The organism is Solidesulfovibrio alcoholivorans DSM 5433, from assembly GCF_000702665.1.
Taxonomy (GTDB): domain Bacteria; phylum Desulfobacterota; class Desulfovibrionia; order Desulfovibrionales; family Desulfovibrionaceae; genus Solidesulfovibrio; species Solidesulfovibrio alcoholivorans.
In genome coordinates this window covers 85,559-102,254 of the sequence record NZ_JNJA01000002.1, presented here as the reverse complement: position 1 = coordinate 102,254, position 16,696 = coordinate 85,559, and the positions used below count along the sequence as shown (strand labels likewise).

At 69.5% G+C, this 16,696-nt stretch carries 14 protein-coding genes and 1 pseudogene; 9 read left to right on the top strand and 6 right to left on the bottom strand.

All coding sequences use genetic code 11. From position 1 onward, the window contains the following. Window positions 1-36 precede the first annotated feature (36 nt). The 4 genes from Q368_RS0103710 (at window position 37) to Q368_RS0103695 (ending at window position 5,864) form a co-directional block, all read left to right on the top strand. A complete protein-coding gene (locus Q368_RS0103710) occupies window positions 37-1,371 on the top strand; it encodes a dihydrolipoyl dehydrogenase family protein (RefSeq protein ID WP_029457408.1) in 1,335 nt (444 codons plus the stop codon). A 116-nt stretch (window positions 1,372-1,487) separates the two neighbouring features. Beyond that, on the top strand, window positions 1,488-2,249 hold the full coding sequence (locus Q368_RS0103705) for an RNA methyltransferase (RefSeq protein WP_029457407.1): 762 nt from the start codon (window positions 1,488-1,490) through the stop codon (window positions 2,247-2,249). A 43-nt stretch (window positions 2,250-2,292) separates the two neighbouring features. Further along, window positions 2,293-4,722 carry a mechanosensitive ion channel domain-containing protein gene (locus Q368_RS0103700; protein WP_052360014.1) on the top strand — a complete coding sequence of 810 codons (2,430 nt, stop codon included), beginning with the start codon at window positions 2,293-2,295 and terminating at the stop codon, window positions 4,720-4,722. 11 nt (window positions 4,723-4,733) lie between these two features. Then, the gene (locus Q368_RS0103695; protein WP_029457404.1) at window positions 4,734-5,864 is read left to right on the top strand and encodes a DUF362 domain-containing protein; all 1,131 of its coding nucleotides are present in this window, start codon (window positions 4,734-4,736) and stop codon (window positions 5,862-5,864) included. 120 nt (window positions 5,865-5,984) lie between these two features. On the opposite strand, the gene Q368_RS0103690 is transcribed toward Q368_RS0103695, so the two are convergent. The 4 genes from Q368_RS0103690 to Q368_RS0103675 all read right to left on the bottom strand — a co-directional run bounded on the left by Q368_RS0103690 (window position 5,985) and on the right by Q368_RS0103675 (window position 12,004). Next, a complete protein-coding gene (locus tag Q368_RS0103690) occupies window positions 5,985-6,338 on the bottom strand; it encodes a hypothetical protein (RefSeq protein ID WP_029457402.1) in 354 nt (117 codons plus the stop codon). Window positions 6,339-6,363: 25 nt separating this feature from the next. Then, window positions 6,364-8,172, bottom strand: a complete 1,809-nt coding sequence (locus Q368_RS0103685) for a tetratricopeptide repeat protein (RefSeq protein WP_162179625.1) — start codon at window positions 8,170-8,172, stop codon at window positions 6,364-6,366. A gap of 130 nt (window positions 8,173-8,302) precedes the next feature. Then, window positions 8,303-10,948 carry a c-type cytochrome gene (locus Q368_RS0103680; protein WP_029457399.1) on the bottom strand — a complete coding sequence of 882 codons (2,646 nt, stop codon included), beginning with the start codon at window positions 10,946-10,948 and terminating at the stop codon, window positions 8,303-8,305. Window positions 10,949-10,951: 3 nt separating this feature from the next. Beyond that, window positions 10,952-12,004 (bottom strand): hypothetical protein, encoded by a 1,053-nt coding sequence (locus Q368_RS0103675; protein WP_029457397.1) that lies wholly within the window; start codon window positions 12,002-12,004, stop codon window positions 10,952-10,954. Between the two features lie 326 nt (window positions 12,005-12,330). On the opposite strand from Q368_RS0103675, the gene Q368_RS0103670 reads away from it, so the two are divergent. Beyond that, entirely contained in the window at window positions 12,331-12,525 is a 195-nt protein-coding gene (locus Q368_RS0103670; RefSeq protein ID WP_029457395.1) for a hypothetical protein, read from the top strand. Next, a complete protein-coding gene (locus Q368_RS0103665) occupies window positions 12,518-13,237 on the top strand; it encodes a ubiquinone/menaquinone biosynthesis methyltransferase (RefSeq protein ID WP_084158668.1) in 720 nt (239 codons plus the stop codon). Before Q368_RS0103670 ends, Q368_RS0103665 begins: the two co-directional genes overlap by 8 nt. On the opposite strand, the pseudogene Q368_RS27525 reads toward Q368_RS0103665, so the two are convergent. Both Q368_RS27525 and Q368_RS0103660 read right to left on the bottom strand, forming a co-directional pair. Further along, window positions 13,238-13,480, bottom strand: a pseudogene (locus Q368_RS27525) (hypothetical protein); the annotation flags it as partial. Beyond that, entirely contained in the window at window positions 13,384-13,587 is a 204-nt protein-coding gene (locus tag Q368_RS0103660) for a DUF2065 domain-containing protein (protein WP_029457392.1), read from the bottom strand. The pseudogene Q368_RS27525 and the gene Q368_RS0103660, both read right to left, overlap by 97 nt. Window positions 13,588-13,703: 116 nt before the next feature. Here Q368_RS0103660 and Q368_RS0103655 point away from each other — a divergent pair, with 116 nt between their 5' ends. Genes Q368_RS0103655 through Q368_RS0103645 form a run of 3 tightly spaced genes read left to right on the top strand, consistent with a single transcriptional unit; the run spans window position 13,704 to window position 16,687 of the window. After that, window positions 13,704-15,017, top strand: coding sequence for a nucleotide sugar dehydrogenase (locus Q368_RS0103655; RefSeq protein WP_029457390.1), 1,314 nt, complete (start codon window positions 13,704-13,706; stop codon window positions 15,015-15,017). Window positions 15,018-15,030: 13 nt separating this feature from the next. Continuing rightward, the gene (mqnB, locus tag Q368_RS0103650; RefSeq protein WP_052360012.1) at window positions 15,031-15,828 is read left to right on the top strand and encodes a futalosine hydrolase; all 798 of its coding nucleotides are present in this window, start codon (window positions 15,031-15,033) and stop codon (window positions 15,826-15,828) included. Beyond that, window positions 15,821-16,687 carry an MqnA/MqnD/SBP family protein gene (locus Q368_RS0103645; RefSeq protein WP_029457387.1) on the top strand — a complete coding sequence of 289 codons (867 nt, stop codon included), beginning with the start codon at window positions 15,821-15,823 and terminating at the stop codon, window positions 16,685-16,687. Before mqnB ends, Q368_RS0103645 begins: the two co-directional genes overlap by 8 nt. The last annotated feature ends 9 nt before the right edge of the window (window positions 16,688-16,696 follow it).

Genomic DNA, 16,696 nt, shown 5'->3' with positions numbered 1-16,696 from the left:
CCAAAGCCCGGGCTTTCGCCCGGCAAAGGATACGTCATGACGCGCGCATACGATCTGGTGGTTCTGGGCGGCGGCCCGGCCTGCGGTCCGGCGGCCAGACGCTGCCGGGAGGCGGGCTGGTCCGTGGCCGTTATCGAGGCCGGGCTCCTCGGCGGGGTCTGCCCGCACACGGGCTGCAATCCCAAAAAGGTGCTCATGGCCGCGCCGGAGGCCATGGCCGCCGCCGCCCACCTGGCCGGCAAGGGGCTCACCGGCGGGCCGGCCCTCGACTGGGCGGCGCTGATGGCCTTCAAGCGCACGTTCACCGCCCCCATCGACGCCCGCGTGGAAGCGTCCTACCGCGAGGCCGGCATCGACGTGGTGCGCGGCCGGGGCGTCTTCACCGGCCCGCGCAGCGTGCGCGTGGGCGAGACGGAACTGACGGCAAAAAAAATCCTCATCGCCGTGGGCGCGACCCACAAGCATTTCACGTTTCCCGGCGCCGAACACCTGTCCACGAGCGACGCCTTCCTGGACATGGACGCCCTGGCCGGCCGCGTGGCCTTCCTCGGCGGCGGCTTCATCGCCTTCGAGCTGGCCCACGTGGCCGCCGTGTGCGGGGCCCGGGCGACCATCCTCACCCACGGCGACGCGGCCCTGCGCCGGTTCGACCAGGACGCGGTCGCGCGGCTCGTCGCCGCCACCCGGGCCATGGGCGTGGAAGTGGTGCTCGATGCCCCGGTCGCGGCCATCCGCCGCGACGCGGCCGGCCTTGCCGTGGAGACGCCCCGGGGCGTTTTTGCCGCGGACATGGTGGTCAACGCCGCCGGCCGGCCGCCGGCGCTCGCGGGCCTGGGGCTCGACGCGGCGGGGATCGCGGCCACCTCGCGCGGCGTCACGGTCGACGCGCACCTGCGCTGCGCCGGAAATCCCGACGTCTACGCCGCGGGCGACTGCCTGGACGCGCCCTATGCGCTCACCCCCACGGCGGATCTGGAAAGCCATGTCGCGGGCGAAAACATGGTTTCGGGCGACAGCGAAACCATCGACCGCACAGGCACGCCGAGCGTGCTTTTCACCCTGCCGCCGCTCGCCATGGCGGGGCTCACGGAGGAGGAGTGTCGCGCGCGCGACCTGTCGTGCGTCAAAAAAGAGACCGACCTCGCCTCCTCGTTCCCCTGGAAGCGCCTTGGGGAAACGGCCGGCTACGCCAAGACCCTGGTCTCGCCCGGGGACGACCGCATCCTCGGCGCGCACATCCTCGGCCACGCCGCCGAGGAGATCATCAACGTGGTCGCCCTGGCCATGCGCCAGGGCATCCCGGCCAAGGCGCTGCGCGAAGGCATCTGGGCCTACCCCACGGCCGGGTACTACCTGCGCTACATGTTCTAGACCGCGGCGCGGCCTTGTTCCCTTGCGGGGCCGCGCCGCCTCCGATACAAGCCCGCCCGGGGCCGGCGACGGCGCGCGTCGCCGCCGGCCTACGCCAGCGAACAAGCGGACCCGCCATGCTCGACGCCCTGTCCATCGTGCTTTTCAGGCCGAAATTTTCCGAAAACGTCGGCGCGGCCGCCCGGGCCTGCGCCAACATGGGCGTGTCGCGCCTGATCCTCGTCGATCCGCCCGCCTTCGACCTCGACCGCGCCCGGCCCATGGCCACGAGCAAGGGGGGGCTTCTGCTCGACACCCTGGAAATCGTGCCCACGCTCAGCGAAGCCGTGGCCGGCGCGACAGTGGTCTACGGCACCACGGCGCGCCTCGGCGGCTGGCGCACGGGTGTGATCACCCCCGAGCAGGCGGCGCCCGAGGCCTGCCGCGCCCTGGCCGACGGCGGCAAGGTGGCCGTGGTCTTCGGCCCCGAGGACGCCGGGCTTTCCAACAGGGAAACGCAGCTGTGCTCGCGCCTGGTCAACATCCCGACGGCCGGCGAGGCCACATCCCTCAACCTGGCCCAGGCCGTGCTCCTGCTGTGCTACGAGATCTTCAAGGCGGCCCATGCCAAGGGGGACGCGGACGGCCGCGCCGCCGGCCCCACTCCCTCCCGCGCCGCCACCCATGCCGAGCGCGAGGCGCTTTTCGCCGCGCTGCGCCGCACGCTGCTCGATATCGATTTCATCAAGCCCGACAACCCGGACTACTGGATGCTGCCCGTGCGCCGTTTCATCGAGCGCGTGGGGCTCAAGCGCCAGGAGTTCAACCTGCTCATGGGGGTGTGCCGCCAGATCGACTGGGCCGTGGGCCGCGGCGGCAGGAAGGACGGGCCGCGCTGACCCCCATGGACAGCCGGGGCCGTTTGCCCGTATCAAGCGTGACATGACGCCCCGCCGCGCCGTCTTCACGTTCCTTTGCGCTCTCGCGCTGGTTTTTGCCGGCGGGACTGCGCTTTTCGCCTTCGACGACACCGACTGGCAACTGATCCTCGACACGCTGCGCAAGCAGGACCAGCTCATCCACCAGCGGCTGGAGGCCTACAAGACGCGCTACCTCGCCGAAGCCGCCAGCGAAACCCTGGAAATGGAACGGCTGACCCACGAGCGCGCCCGGCTCGCCCTGTGGCAGGCCACGGCCTCGGACCCCTGGGAAATCCGCGACGCGCTGGCCGGATTTTCGCGCCTGCGCCAGGACGTGACAAGGCTCTCCCAACGGCCCGAACAGGCCTGGGCGAACCTCGAGCAGAGCGTGGCCCTGCTCGACAGCTTCAAGGAGCGGCTCACGGAGCTGGCCAACCAGGAGATTCCGGAACGCTTCCGCAAGGACATCGAGCCCTCGCGCGACTCCATGGCCGAACTGAGCGGCCAGGTCACGGCCATGCGCGACGCCATCGCCGCCCAGACCGCGCCGCTGCGCGAACTGGACGCCCAGGTCAGGACCGCGGAAACGGAACTCTCCGCCTCCCTGACCCCGGCCTGGAAGGGCTACTACACCGAGACCTTCCCCACCCCCTTCTCGCCCCGCTTCCTCAAGATCCTGGACCAGGACATGGAGGACTGGGAACTGTGGCGCAATCTCGGCTCGGAACTGCTCGCCACGCCCCACAACCAGGAAGTGATGCGCAAGGCGCTGTGGGCGGCGGCGTTTTCGGCGCTGGCGGTCCTTGTCGTCTCGCTCGGCGCGATCTTCCTCGCCGCCCGGCGCGGCCGCCTGTCCGGCCCCGCCCGGGGCAGCCTGCCCAAGACGGCGATCTGCGTGGCCGGAGGCGTTTTTTTCATGGCGCTTTCGCACGGCGCGCCGTTTTTCCTTTTCACCACCTTGAGTTCCATCGGCGAAATCGCGCTCACCGCCGCCCTGGTCCACGTGACGCGGCTGCGCCAGACGCGCCCCGGGACCTACCATCCGCCCGTGCTCTGGCCCACCTGGCGACTTTTCGCCCTGGGGCTGTTCCTCGAGGCGGTGCGTGTGCCCGAAGTGCTCATGACGCCGATCCTCGTCGTCTGGCTCCTGATCGCGACCCTGATCTGCAACCGGCGGCACCGCCGGACGCCGCCCAACCAGCATCTGGACCGGGGCATCACCCGGGCGCAGACCCTGCTGTTGCCCGCCGTGGCCGTCGTGGCCCTGTGCGGCCTGCCGCAGACCGCGATCCTGTGCGCCTCGGCGCTTTTCTACGTGACGCTCGCCCTGCGTTTCTCGAGCCTCACCACGGGCCTGCTCGGCCAGCGCATGGTCGAACACCACAAGGGCAAAACGCCGGTGCTGCTCGGCATCGCCGCGGGCGCGGGCTACCCGTTCTTCTTCCTGTGTTTCCTGTTCTGCTTCCTGTGGCTGCTCTCCACCCAGTTCGGCGGCGAGAACGTGTTCCTGGAGATCCTCACCACGGAAACGCAGGTGGAATCCGTGGGCATCAGCCTCAAGAAGCTGGCGCTGCTGCTTATCGGCTTCTACGTCACCAAGGCCATGATCGCGCTCACGGCCACCTTCATCGCCGAGGTGGCCAGCCGCCGCCGCGCCGTGGAGCGCGGGGCGAAGGATTCGCTTCTGACCATCAACAGCTACGCCTGGTGGGGGCTTTACGTCCTGTACGTCATGTCCGTGCTCGGGCTCTCCCTGACCAGCGTGGCCGTGGTGGCCGGCGGCCTGTCGGTCGGCATCGGCTTCGGCATGCAGACCATGGTCAACAATTTCATCAGCGGCCTGATCCTGCTCTTCGGCCGCTCCGTCCAGGCCGGGGACACCATCCAGCTCGGCGACACCTGGGGCGTGGTCAAGGAAGTCAACATCCGCAACACCGAGGTGCTCACCCTGGAAAACGCCACGGTGTTCGTGCCCAATTCCGAGCTCATCTCCGGCAAGATCGTCAACTGGAGCCACAAGGACCCGAGCGTGCGCCGCGACATCTGCGTGGGCGTGGCCTACGGCTCGGACACGGCCAGGGTGCGCGAACTGCTCCTTGCCGCGGCGGCCGAGTGCCCGGCCGTACTCGGCAATCCGGCCCCGGCCGTGCTGCACTGGGACTTCGGCGCGAGCACCCTGGACTTCCGGCTGCGCGTATGGCTGGCCGACGTCTCGAACGCCGTGACGCAGACCTGCGCCATCCGCGAAGCCATCGACCGGCTTTTCCGCGAGGCGGGCATCGAGATCGCCTTCCCGCAAGCCGACCTGCACCTGCGCACGGCACCCGTGCTCGAGGAATTTCTCCAAACGCAGCGCCGGGAGCAGCACGAGGCCCTGGCCCGGCTTTCCGAGCGCCTCGACGCCCTGGAGCGCAAAGCGGGCGCGCCGTCTGCGGCCGGCGCGACCGACTAAGGACGTACCCGATGTCAAATGACGCCACGCGCGAGCCCGCCAAGGTCTATTTCGCCGACCTGCGCGCCCGCGCGGCCAACAAGAACCGCACCGCCAAGATCAAAAAGCTCTTCGAGGCGGCGGGATTCGCCGCAACCGTCGCCAGGGGCGACCTGACGGCGATCAAGGTCCATTTCGGCGAACGCGGCTGCGACACCCACATAAGCCCGAGCCACGTGCGCGCCGTGGTCGAGCTGGTCAAAGCGCGCGGCGGCCGGCCCTTCGTCACCGACACCAACACGCTCTATTCCGGCAGCCGCCACAACGCCGTGGACCACATCGCCACGGCCGTGGAGCACGGCTTCGACTACGCCGTGCTCGGCGCGCCGGTCATCATCGCCGACGGCCTGGACAGCAGCAACGTCATCGAGGTGCCCATCCCGGGCAAGCACTTCGAAAAGGTGAAGGTCGCCGGCGACATCGCGCGCGCCGGCAGCCTGATCGTGCTGTCCCATTTCAAGGGACACGAACTGGCGGGCTTCGGCGGCGCGGTCAAGAACCTGGGCATGGGCTGCGCGACGCGCGCCGGCAAGCAGGACCAGCACAGCGTGCGCTTCGTGGTGGAACCGAAGAAATGCATCGGCTGCCGCGAGTGCGTGCGCGTGTGCCCGACCGGCGCGGCGGCCATGGACGACAAGAAGGCCGCCATCGACAAGGCGCTGTGCGTCGGCTGCGGCGAATGCCTGACCGTGTGCCCGAAAAAGGCCATGCGCATCGACTGGCACACGGAAATCGTGCCGTTCATGGAGCGGCTGGTGGAATACGCCCTGGGCGCGGTCAGCGGCAAACCGGGCAAGACCGCGTTTTTCAACTTCCTCACCAACGTCACCCCGGACTGCGACTGCGTGCCCTGGTCCGACGCGCCCATCGTGCCGGACATCGGCTTTCTGGCCTCGACCGACCCCGTCGCCCTGGACAGGGCCTGCCTGGACCTCGTCAACGCCCAGGCGGCCTGCCCGGACTGCAAGCTCGAACACGGCCCGGACCCGGGCGAGGACAAGTTCGCGGCGCTGTGGAAATGGACGCGCGGCGACGTGACCTTCGCCCACGGCGCGGCCGTCGGCCTCGGCACGCCGCAGTACGAGCTGGTGAAGGTGGAATAGGGAGAGAAGAAGGGAAGAGGAGAGAATCGGGGCGCTGCCCCGAACCCTGCCGGGGGGCATGATGCCCCCCGGACCCCCTCGGTGGGGGGCGCGACAGGCCCCAAGCCGGAAGAAAATACGCTACGGGGCCGGCTTGCCGGTGTGGGCTTTGATGCAGGCTCCGGTGGCCGAGGCGACCTTGCGCTGCATGTCCGGCGGCATGACGCCGTGGGTCAGGATGTAGTCCACGGTGTTGGAATTGAGAAGCGCCCCGGTCTGCTGCATGGCGCAGCGGCAAATGGCGGCGGTCTGCGCCCGGGTGTAGCCCTTGCGGGCGAACTCCGCCTCCTGCGCCAGGCATTGCTGCGTCAGCTTTTCCGTCAGCACCTTGCGCATCTGCGGCGTGACCTGCACCTTGCCGGCCGCCGCCGCCTGTCCGCACAACGCCGCGCAAACCACGACGACGCCGAGCGCCACCAGCATCATCCCGCGCATCCCCGCCTCCTTTGCCGCATGATTTTCACTCCCGCTCCAGCGCAAAGCGCGCCAGTTCCCCCGCGACCCGCGCCACGACCGCGTCCCAGTCCCCGGGCGCGGGCTGGCCGAACACCCGCACCCCGGGATACCACGGATTCGTCTCCCGGTTGCACAACCAGCGCCAGCAGGCGTCGAAGCGCGACAGTACCCACACCGGCCGCCCGAGAGCGCCAGCCAGGTGCACGACGGCCGTATCCACGGAGATCACAAGGTCGAGCCCGGCCACGATGGCCGCCGTATCCATGAAGTCCCGCACGCCATCCATGGGGTCGGCGAGCCTCCCTTCCAGCCCGAGTTCCCGGATCTGGCCGGCCGCCTCGCCCTTTTGCAGGCTGACGAAGGCGATATCCTCGCGAGAAAGAAGCGGCAGCAGGCGCGTAAGCGGCAGGCTCCTGCGACTGTCCGCGAGCCGCGCCTCGGGCATGTCCAGGCGCAGGCCGCCCGCCCAGACCAGGCCCACGCGCGGCCGGCCGTCGCATGGCAGCAGCGACGCCCAGGCGGCGCGGGCCTCCTCGCTCACGGACAGATAGGGGATCTCGGCGGGGATGTCGTCAAGCGTCGTGCCGAAACAGTGCGGCAGGCTCATGAGCGCGACACAGCGGTCGTATTGCGCCTCGGCCGGCTCTTCGCACACGGCGTCCACGCCGGGACAGCGCAAAAGCAGGCGATGCAGGGCCGGCGGGCAGGCGACCACGGTTTCGGCACCGCAAGCCTTGCACAGCGCGGCGTAGCGGATGAACTGGATGACATCGCCAAATCCCTGTTCGGCCCAAAGCAACAGCCGCTCCCCGGCGTGGGGTCTGCCCGCGAGCCGCCGGGACGGATCGGGCGGCATGCCACGCAGGTCCTTGTGCCCGAGTCCCGTTTCGTAGAGGGCGAAGCCCTCGGCCAGCCGCCCCAGCGCGAGCAGGGACAAGGCCTTGTTCCAGCGCGCGGGCACGTTGTCCGGCGCTTGCGCCAGCACGCGGTCGAAAAGCGCGAGGGCCTCCTCGTGCCGCCGCACGTCCTGGCGCAACACGCCCAGCGTGAAAAGCGCCGGACAATAGTCGGGAGCACGTGCCAGGGCTTCGTCGCAGGCAGCCTCGGCCGCGGCGCCGTCGCCCAGATCCCGGCAGGTTACGGCGTAATTGACCAGGGCCGGGACGAAACCCGGCTGCTGTGCGAGCAGCGCGGCGAACTGTTCCCGTGCCGCCTCCGAACTGCCCATCCGCCGCAGGGCGTGGCCCAGGTCGTTTCGCAGCAGCACGTCGCCGGGATTTTCCTGCAAGGCCCGCTCGTACCACGTCACGGCCTCCCGGACGCGCCCGTCCGCGACGAGCGCCAGGCCATAATGGAGCGTGGCTGCGGCATGGCCCGGCGCAAGGCGCAGTGTCTGTCCGTAATACGCGGCGGCCTGCCTGGGCCTCCCCAGCGCGCGAAGCGCTTCGGCGAGCAGAAAATGGGCCTGGACGTCCCTGGGATGCAGGCGCACGGCGCGCCCGAGCAGGGCCACGGCCTCGTCGTGGCGGCCAAGGCCCGAAGCGGTCAGCCCGAGGCCGCGCAAGGCGGCGGCCGAAGCGGGGTCCAGGCGCGCGGCGCAGGCATAGGCCGCCCCGGCCTCCTGCAGGCGGCCCTGGCCGCACAGCGCGTCCCCCAGGCCCAGACAGGCCGCAACGCTTTGCGGCGCGTACGCCAGCGCCACGCGATAGGCCGCCTCCGCAGCGGTGAAACGGCCCTCGCGCAAGGCCGCCTCCGCAGCCTCCATGCGCCCGACAGCGGACGCGTCCGGTGCTTGGGCGCGACAAGGTTTCATGACCATTCCCCGTGCCGCCTTTCCCGCAGCGCGTCAACCGCCCGAACGGATGCGATGGCGCACAAAAAAAGGCCGCCCCCGCCAAGGCGGAAGCGGCCCGACCGATCGAACCTTCAGGCAAGGCGCTGCGCTACTCCCGCTCCATGTTCGGGTGGTGCACCTCGCCGCCCTGCATTTCCACGGTGTGGCAGACGTCGCAGCGCTTGGACGAGCCGATGACGCCCGGGAAGCCCATGTACTGCATGGCCGGGATGTTGTTGATGTCGAGGCCATAGCCGTTGGCGGCGACGAACGTGGCGTGGGGGCTGCCGTGGCAGGCCGCGCAGGGGATGTTGCCCGTGTCTTCCTTGCGGTTGCGGAAAAGCCCGGCCGCGTCCTCGGTCCAGGTGTTGAACGCCGTGGCGTGCTTGCCCGGGAGGGTGAAGTCCTTGTGGCAGGTCAGGCAATCGGGCTCCTGCGTCCAGGCGGCCCGGGGCCTTACGTCCGCGACCGTGGCCACGCTGCGCGGCGCAAGCGGGGCCATGAGCCAGGCGGCGGCCTTTTTGCCGGCGGCTTTTTCGTGGACCAAAAGCGACAGGGCGTGGTCTTCCATGTAGCCGTGGCAGCGCACGCAGCCAATGCCGGCGGCGCTGTGGTTGTCGCGCTGGGCCTGCGTCACGCCGTCCGGGGCCGTCGGGTGGCAGTTGCCGCAGGCTTTCGGGTTTTCCCCGGACAGGTAGGAGGCGTGGAAACCGTGGATGGCGGCGGAAAGCGAGAGCATGTCCTTGCCGTCCCTGGGCGCAAGGCCCGCGTTGGGGCTTTCGCTCGGGTGGCAGCCCTGGCAGGCCACGGGGCCGCCTGCGGCGGCCCTGGCGGCGAGGTCCGTACCGTTGCGCTTGTCGTGCAGGGCCAGGATGGACCCGGCCGTCGCGCCGGAAACACCCGTTTCGCCGTCCACGGCGAAACTCCCGCCATGGCAGGTGAAGCAGCGCATTTCCGTGGACACCGGGGCCACGGCCTTGGTCACGGCGAGCGTCTCGCCGGTCTTGGCGTCCTTGGCCGTGAGCGTGAAGACGGGATAGGGATTGACCCCGCCCGTGTCCGGATAGGGCGAAACGGGGACGCCCGCGGCGCTGAAGAGCTTGTCGCCGGCGGTCATGACGCCGTCGGGCCTGAGCCCGGTGGTCGAGACGTCGGGTTCGAGCGTGCGCCCCGAGAGCGTCACGGCGTGCTTCCAGAAATCCAGGCGCTTGGCCGGGTGCTTGAAGCCTTCCGGAGCCTCGTAGGCGATGGTCACGTCCTTGGTGACCACTTCGGGCATGACGTCGCGCTTGATGAGCACGGCATTGAGGGTGTTGCCGGGCACGGCCAGGGAAAAGGAACCGTCGCAGCCGGCCATGGCCACCACGCCCAGGCTGTTGCAGCCGATAAGAAGGTAGGGCGCGGTTGTGGCCTCGAACGGCGGCAGCGCGACCTCGGCCGGGGCCACGTTCGCGGGCTTGGCCGGGACGGGCTTGCGGCCGTTGACGTCCTCGGCGAGGTACGCGGCCAGGGCGGCGCGTTCCTCGGGGCTGCCGAGAAAGGGCGGCATCTGGGTGAAGAGTTTGCCCTGGCCGGTGAGATAGGCCTCGATGCCCGCCGCGCCGACATGGGCGGTGTAGTCGCGGATGTCCTTGAACGGGCCGCCCACACTGTGGCAACCCAGGCACTGCATGGCGTAGAGTTCGCGCCCGGCCTGCTTGCCGTTTTGCGGCGTGACCAGCTTGACCTTGGCGAATTTCGCCCGGGGCAGAAACGGCGCGTCGTAGGGCGCGGCCTGGGACGGGCGGATGTCCGTGGACCAGATCTGGCCGTAGACCAGCCAGGGCTTGCGCGCGGCCTCGCGCACGGTCTCGAAGACGCCGACGATGCCGAGCCCGAGCAGAAGCAGCAGCACGGCCAGCGCGCGGCGCACCTTGAGGGGAAGCTGCGAGACCAGGGCCAGGGAGCCCACGGCGACGGCCACGAGCAGCAAGGGATAGGCCATGCGGGAGGCGGCGATCTCGCTCGAGCGGCGCAACACGAAATCCCGCACCGCAGGCGGCAGCACGCCCACGTACCACCAGCCCGACATGAGCAGCACCGGGGCGCTGGCCACCACCCAGCGCAGCGAGGCGCGCAGCACGTTCTCGCGCGTGTCCGCGTCCGGGATGCCAAGGGCGGTGGCGAAGCCGAACAGTCCCGCGAGCAGCAGTCCGAGCGCCAGGCGCAGCACGAGCGCCGGCCAGAAGGTGGGGTTGAAGAAGCCGTCCCAGAAATCGAGCGTCACCGGCCACTGCCCGGGCGTGAGCATGAAGTCGATGATGCCGTTGACCGTGAAAAGCGACAGGAAGGCGAACAGGAAATAGAAAAAGCCCACGCGCAGGTGGGTTTTCGGGTCCAGGCGGTCGAAGCCGTAGTAGTAGACGAGCAGTACCGCGATTTCGCCGGCGAAAAAGGCCCATTCCGTGGCCCAGCCCCAGGCGAAGGTGCGCACGAGCAGCAGCGTGGCCTGGGGGGCGAGGACCGAGATGGTAAGCCAGATGCCGACCCCGGACAGCCCGCCGAAGACCATGGTGAGAAGCAGGAAAAAACGCGTGTGGCGGTGCAGGTAGTCGAGCATGGGCTGCGAGCCCAGCTTGCGCGCCCGGCGTTCGGTCATGACCAGGAACAGGCCACCGCCCACGGCGAAATGGGCCACGAACACGTGCAAGACGGCGATGACGATGATCCAGAATCCGCCGCCGAAGGCGGAAAGCTGCCAGACGGGATATTCCATGGCCTACGCCCCCTTCCCCGCCTGGCGGCGGTAGCAGCCGACGGCCCAGATGACGACCGCCGCGACGCCGGCGCAGGCGATCAGGAACATGACAAACGGCCCGTACTGCGCCGCGACCGGCAGCCTGGCCGGGGAATATTCCGGGGCGAGCGCGAACATGCGGACAAATTCGCGCACCACGACCATGGCCAGAATCACGGCCACGGTGAAAAGGGCCGCCGCGCCCGTGCGGCCCCTCACGCCCTGAATCAGCGCCGCGCCGGCCAGACACACGCCGGCGAGCAGCATGCCCGTGGCCAGCCCGTCGCCGCCGAGAAAGGCGAAACGGGTTTCGTGCGGCAGGGAAAAGAGAAACCACAGGCCCACGAGGAACTGCGCCATGGTCGCCCGGGTGAACCAGGCAAGCCCCAGGCGCTTGCGCGCGGCCGCGGACCCGTCCCCGGGGATGGCCCCCCTGCCGCCGACAAAGGCCAGAAACAGCCCGGCCACGGCCAGGGAGGCGGTCACGAAGTGCAGCCAGCGAGGCCAAAACGTGGCGTCGGAGAAATTCAGGATCGTGCCGCTCGGGTTGTCGAAGTAGGCCATCCAGGCGGCCGGGCGGATGGCGAGCGTGGAGACGTTGACGAGAATGAGGCTTGCCGCGAGCAGCAGGCAGGCGGCGACGAGGAGCGCGGGGCGCGAGGCCGCGAGCGCCAGGCGCGGCTGGGCGTAATAGAGCAGCGCGTAGGCGACCATGACCGCCATGAAAAGCGACAGCCACGTCACGGCGGAAAGCACCGCGGCGCTGTAGAGGTGCTGGCCGTAGAGCACCGAGGCGAAAAGCAGCGGCGGGATGGCCAGGTTGACGGCGACGGCCACCGTGGTCGGCAGCTTGCGGCCGAGCGCCGTGGCCGCGTCCCGGGTCGCGCCGGGGCTTAGCAGGGCGATGAGCGTTCCGCCGAAGGCCACGTTGACGGCCAACAGGTGGGCGGCAAGGGTCACGAGCAGCAGGATTTCGAAAATTCCCCAGGGCGACGGCAGGGCCAGCCCCGGGGCCGTGGAAAGGGTCGGATGCATGGCGGTCGGACTCCTTGCGCGCGAAGCGGCCGCAGGCCGGTCAGGATCGGCCTGCCTGCGCGACGAGGACGGTATTTTGCGATCAGTCTACAGGAAGGATACATCATAAACAATAATTTTACAAAACATGACGTTCCCGGGCGCAGGCTCTGGCATGGCCTGACGCGGCCGGCCCCTCGACGTCCGCGCCCGGCCATGCTAGGGCCTGCGCAAAAAAGGGGAGTGCCTCCCCTGGTTTTTCCCTTTTCCCGCCCGGCCCTTGCCCTTGGACGGTCCAAGGCCATTTCCCCACCCGGGCGGGTTTTTCTTTCGGAGGACGCAGCCTTATGGACAAACGGGAAAACCTGGCCTTGCAGGTCACCAAGGAAATCGTGGTCAAATTCGTGGAAACCGGGCGCATCTCGCCCGGGAACTTCAGCGAGCATTTCGGCCCCATCTACGAGGAAGTGCTGCGCGTGCTCCGCCGCGGCGAAGCCGCCGCCGGCGACGATGCCGGCAAGGGCGGACGCGACGATGGCTGACCTGCCCGTTCCCGGCGACGCGCGCCGGGTGGCAGGCATGTTCGGCCGCGTGGCCGGCTCCTACGACCTGCTCAACCACGTGCTTTCGGCCGGGCTCGACATCGCCTGGCGCCGGGCCATGGTCCGGGCGCTTCTGGCCCCGGGGCTGCCGGTCGGACCGGTACTCGACCTGGCGGCCGGCACCCTCGACGTGTCGCTTTTGCTTACGCGCCTGGGCCGGCGCACGGTCGTGGCCGTGGACCCCTGCCTGCCCATGCTGCTCGCGGGCAAGGCCAAGGTCGGGGACGGACCGGGCGCGGCCATCCGCCCGGTGCTCGGCGACGGCCTGCGCCTGCCGCTGCCGGACGCATCGGTCGCCGGCGCGACCATCGCCTTCGGCATCCGCAACATCCGGCCCCGGCCGGACGCCTTCGCCGAGCTGGCCCGGGTCATACGGCCCGGCGGTCGCCTGGTCGTGCTCGAATTCGGCACGGGCAAGCGACGGCTGTGGGGCGGGGCCTACAATTTCTACCTGCGCAACGTGCTGCCCAAAATCGGCAAGCTGGTTTCGGGCGACGACGAGGCGTACCGCTATCTGGCGGAGACGATCCGGGAGTTCCCGGACGAGGGGACGCTGGCCGAGGAGATGCGCCGGGCGGGGTTTCACGAGGTGCGCTACCGGGCCATGACCGGCGGCATCGTATTCCTGCACGCCGGAGTCAAGGCCCTGTAATCACCGCATTCTTGCGCAAGGCCTCTTCCCTGGCGCGCGTTGCCGCGCACCTGCACAACCACTCGGGGATGCGAATGTTCCCCTCTTCGGGATGATCCAGGAGGGGCCCCGGCCCCTCCTGGCCGCCGGAGGCGTCTCTCCCTGCGTTATCCGTTCGCGCGCAGCACGAAGATGAGCAACAGCCCGGCGAGCATGGCGGTCATGCCGAGCACGCGCAGTTCGCGCGGCTTGCGCTCGGACAGGGCGCGCAGCACCTCGGGCATTTTTTCCGCCGCCAGGAAATACGGCAATCCCTCGAGAATGAACGCCAAGCCCAGAGCCGTGAGAAAAATCTTCCAGTCGAAGTGCATTCCTTGAGGATACGGGCTTGGCCGGGACATGTAAATACGCCCTTCTTGCCGGGCCGCGCGCTTTGCGCTATCGGGCCCTAAGCGTGTTGCTGTTTCCATGAAGAAGGAGCCCTTCATTGATCACTTTTGATGATATTCGCGCCAAACGCGCACCTGTGGCCGTCATCGGCCTCGGCTACGTGGGCCTGCCTCTGGCCGTGGCCCTGGCCCGGCACTTCGACGTGGTGGGATTCGACGTCAAGTCCGCCCGTATCGAGGAGCTCAAATCCGGCCAGGACAGCACCCTGGAAGTCGATCCGGCCGACCTGACCGCGGTTTCCATCCGCTACACCGCAGAGCCCGCCGACCTCGACGCCTGCAAGTTCTTCATCGTGGCCGTGCCCACGCCGATAAACGCCAACCGCGTCCCGGACCTGGGACCGCTGGTCGGGGCGTCCCGCCTTCTGGCCGAGCATCTGAGCCCGGGCGCGGTGGTTGCCTACGAATCCACGGTCTATCCCGGCCTGACCGAAGAGGTCTGCCTGCCGCTTTTGGAAAAAGGCTCGAACCTCTGCGCCGGCAAGGACTTTTTCATCGGCTACTCCCCGGAGCGCATCAACCCCGGGGACAAGGTCCACACGCTGACGACCGTGGTCAAGGTCGTGGCCGGCCAGACGCCGGAAGTCACCGACCTCCTGGCCGAGCTCTACGGCACGGTGGTGACCGCCGGCATCCACAAGGCCCCCTCCATCAAGGTGGCCGAGGCGGCAAAGGTCATCGAGAACACCCAGCGCGACATCAACATCGCGCTCATGAACGAGTTGTCGCTCATTTGCGAACGCCTGGACATCGACACCATCGACGTGCTGCGCGCCGCCGAGACCAAATGGAACTTCCTGCCGTTTCGGCCGGGCCTGGTCGGCGGGCACTGCATCGGCGTGGACCCCTACTACCTGCTCTACAAGGCTCAGAGCCTGGACCTGCATCCGCAGGTCATCCCGGCCGGCCGGCGCATCAACGATTCCATCGGCAAGCACGTGGCCGAGGCCACCATCAAGATGATCATCCGCGCCGACTGCCGCGCGGGCTGCGCCCGGGTCGGCGTGCTCGGACTCACGTTCAAGGAGAACGTGCCGGACCTGCGCAACACCAAGGTCGTGGACATCGTACGCGAGCTTTGCGAGTTCCGCATCCGGGTGCTGGTCCACGATCCCATGGCCTCGCCCGAGGAAGCCCGCGAGGAATACGGGCTGACGCTGGCTCCGGTCGAGGAGCTGCGCGACCTCGACGCCCTGATCGTGGCCGTGTCCCACGACGCCTTCAAGGCCTTGTCGCTTGACGAACTGGCGACGTGGTTCCGTCCGAGCGCCGAGCCCATCCTCGTGGACGTCAAGGGGCTCTACGGACGCGCCGCCGCCGAAGCCGCCGGCTTCCGCTACTGGAGCCTGTAACCCCCGGCCTCCGATGAGCACCGCCAACGCAACGACGCCTCCGGAAGAAAGGTCCGGGAGGGACGACGTCCCTCCCGGACGCCGGAGGCCGTCCCTTCTCCTTTTCTGCCTGGCCACGGCCAGGGAATACGCCGCGGCCTTCGGCCCGCTCGGCGCGCCCGCCGCGCCCGAGCCCGGCGGGGCAGTGGCCTGGACGCGCGGCGGGCGCGAAACGCTTTTGTGCGTCACGGGCGTCGGCCCGGTGGCCGCGGCCCTGGCCGCCGGGCGCATGCTCGGCAGCCACGGCGACGCCCTGGCCGGCATCGTCAACTGCGGCATCGCCGGCAGCTACGACACCGCCACCGCGCCGCTTTCCTCGCTGGTCGCGGCGAGCTGCGAAGCCCTGCCCGAATACGGCATCCGCACCGGAGCCGGCACGGACGGCGCGGGGCTGGCCTTTCCCCAGCTCTCCCCGGGCGGCTCGCCGGTGCGCGACCTGCTGCCCCTTAACCCGGCCGGGGCCGCCGCGGCCATGGGCCTGCGCCTGCCCGAATGCGCGCTGTGCGGCCCCTGCGTCACCGTGGCCGGGGTCTCCGGCGACGACGCGCGGGCGCTGGTCCTGGCCCGCAAGTACCGGGCCGTGGCCGAATCCATGGAAGGCTTCAGCCTGGGGCTCGCCGCGGCCGCGGCCGGGCTGCCGTTTCTGGAGCTGCGCACCGTTTCCAACCAGGTCGGCCGCCGCCCGCCCGACGCCTGGGACCTGCCCGGGGCGCTCGCCGCCCTGGGCCGGGCCGTGGCCGCCCTGTTTCCCGGAGCCTCACGCCATGCCTGACGTCGTCACCGTCGCCATTTCGCCCTGTCCCAACGACGTCTGCATTTTCGGCGGCTGGATTCTCGGCATGGTCGGCCTGCCCGACGTCCGCGCCGCCTTCGCCTTCGAGGATGTGGAGACCTTAAACGAAGCGGCGCTCGCCGGGACCTTCGACGTGATCAAGGTCTCGGCGGCCATGGCCGCGCCCCTGGCCGGGACGTACGCCGTGCTGCCCGCGGGCGCGGCCTTCGGCTTCGGCGCGGGGCCCAAGCTCGTGGTGGCGCAGGGCTATCGCGGCCGGCCGACGCGCGTGGCCGTGCCGGGGCTTCGCACCACGGCCGCGACGCTGTTGCGCGCCGCCCTGGCCGAAAACCACGGCAAAGACGACCTGCCCGTTCCGGATGCCGCGTTCGTTCCGGTGCGCTACGACGAAATCGTCACGGCCGTGCTGGACGGGCGCGCCGAGGCGGGCCTGCTCATCCACGAAACCGCCCTGGCCGCGGCCGACCACGGCCTGCGTCTGGTGCTCGACCTCGGGGCCTGGTGGCAGGCGCGCGTGCCGGCCTCGCCCGTGCCGCTCGGCGTGATCCTGGCCAAACGGAGCCTGGGGGAGGCGCGCATCGCCGCCGTGGGGGACGTGGTGCGCGAGAGTCTGCTTGCCGCCCAGGCGCAGCCGCAGGCGGTCGCGCCCCTGGCCCGGCTGCTGGCGCGGGAGAAGAACGAGGCCGTGATCGCGGCCCACATCAAGGCCTATGTCGGGGAATTGAGCCTCGCCATGGGGGAAACGGGCAGACTCGCGCTGGCGGAACTGGAAAAGCTGGCGTCGCAAGGCCGTTTCCCGGCCGATCCCCCCTTGCCAGCCCCGGACCAATGCTGTTAAACGCCAGCG

Coding starts and splice junctions, on each gene's coding strand:
- Q368_RS0103665 (WP_084158668.1), top strand. CDS start 12,518: ATGGCTGACCTGCCCGTTCCCGGCGACGCGCGCCGGGTGGCAGGCATG.
- Q368_RS0103710 (WP_029457408.1), top strand. CDS start 37: ATGACGCGCGCATACGATCTGGTGGTTCTGGGCGGCGGCCCGGCCTGC.
- Q368_RS0103680 (WP_029457399.1), bottom strand. CDS start 10,948: ATGGAATATCCCGTCTGGCAGCTTTCCGCCTTCGGCGGCGGATTCTGG.
- Q368_RS0103675 (WP_029457397.1), bottom strand. CDS start 12,004: ATGCATCCGACCCTTTCCACGGCCCCGGGGCTGGCCCTGCCGTCGCCC.
- Q368_RS0103695 (WP_029457404.1), top strand. CDS start 4,734: ATGTCAAATGACGCCACGCGCGAGCCCGCCAAGGTCTATTTCGCCGAC.
- Q368_RS0103705 (WP_029457407.1), top strand. CDS start 1,488: ATGCTCGACGCCCTGTCCATCGTGCTTTTCAGGCCGAAATTTTCCGAA.
- Q368_RS0103700 (WP_052360014.1), top strand. CDS start 2,293: ATGACGCCCCGCCGCGCCGTCTTCACGTTCCTTTGCGCTCTCGCGCTG.
- Q368_RS0103685 (WP_162179625.1), bottom strand. CDS start 8,172: ATGAAACCTTGTCGCGCCCAAGCACCGGACGCGTCCGCTGTCGGGCGC.
- Q368_RS0103670 (WP_029457395.1), top strand. CDS start 12,331: ATGGACAAACGGGAAAACCTGGCCTTGCAGGTCACCAAGGAAATCGTG.
- Q368_RS0103660 (WP_029457392.1), bottom strand. CDS start 13,587: ATGCACTTCGACTGGAAGATTTTTCTCACGGCTCTGGGCTTGGCGTTC.
- Q368_RS0103690 (WP_029457402.1), bottom strand. CDS start 6,338: ATGCGCGGGATGATGCTGGTGGCGCTCGGCGTCGTCGTGGTTTGCGCG.
- Q368_RS0103645 (WP_029457387.1), top strand. CDS start 15,821: ATGCCTGACGTCGTCACCGTCGCCATTTCGCCCTGTCCCAACGACGTC.
- mqnB (WP_052360012.1), top strand. CDS start 15,031: ATGAGCACCGCCAACGCAACGACGCCTCCGGAAGAAAGGTCCGGGAGG.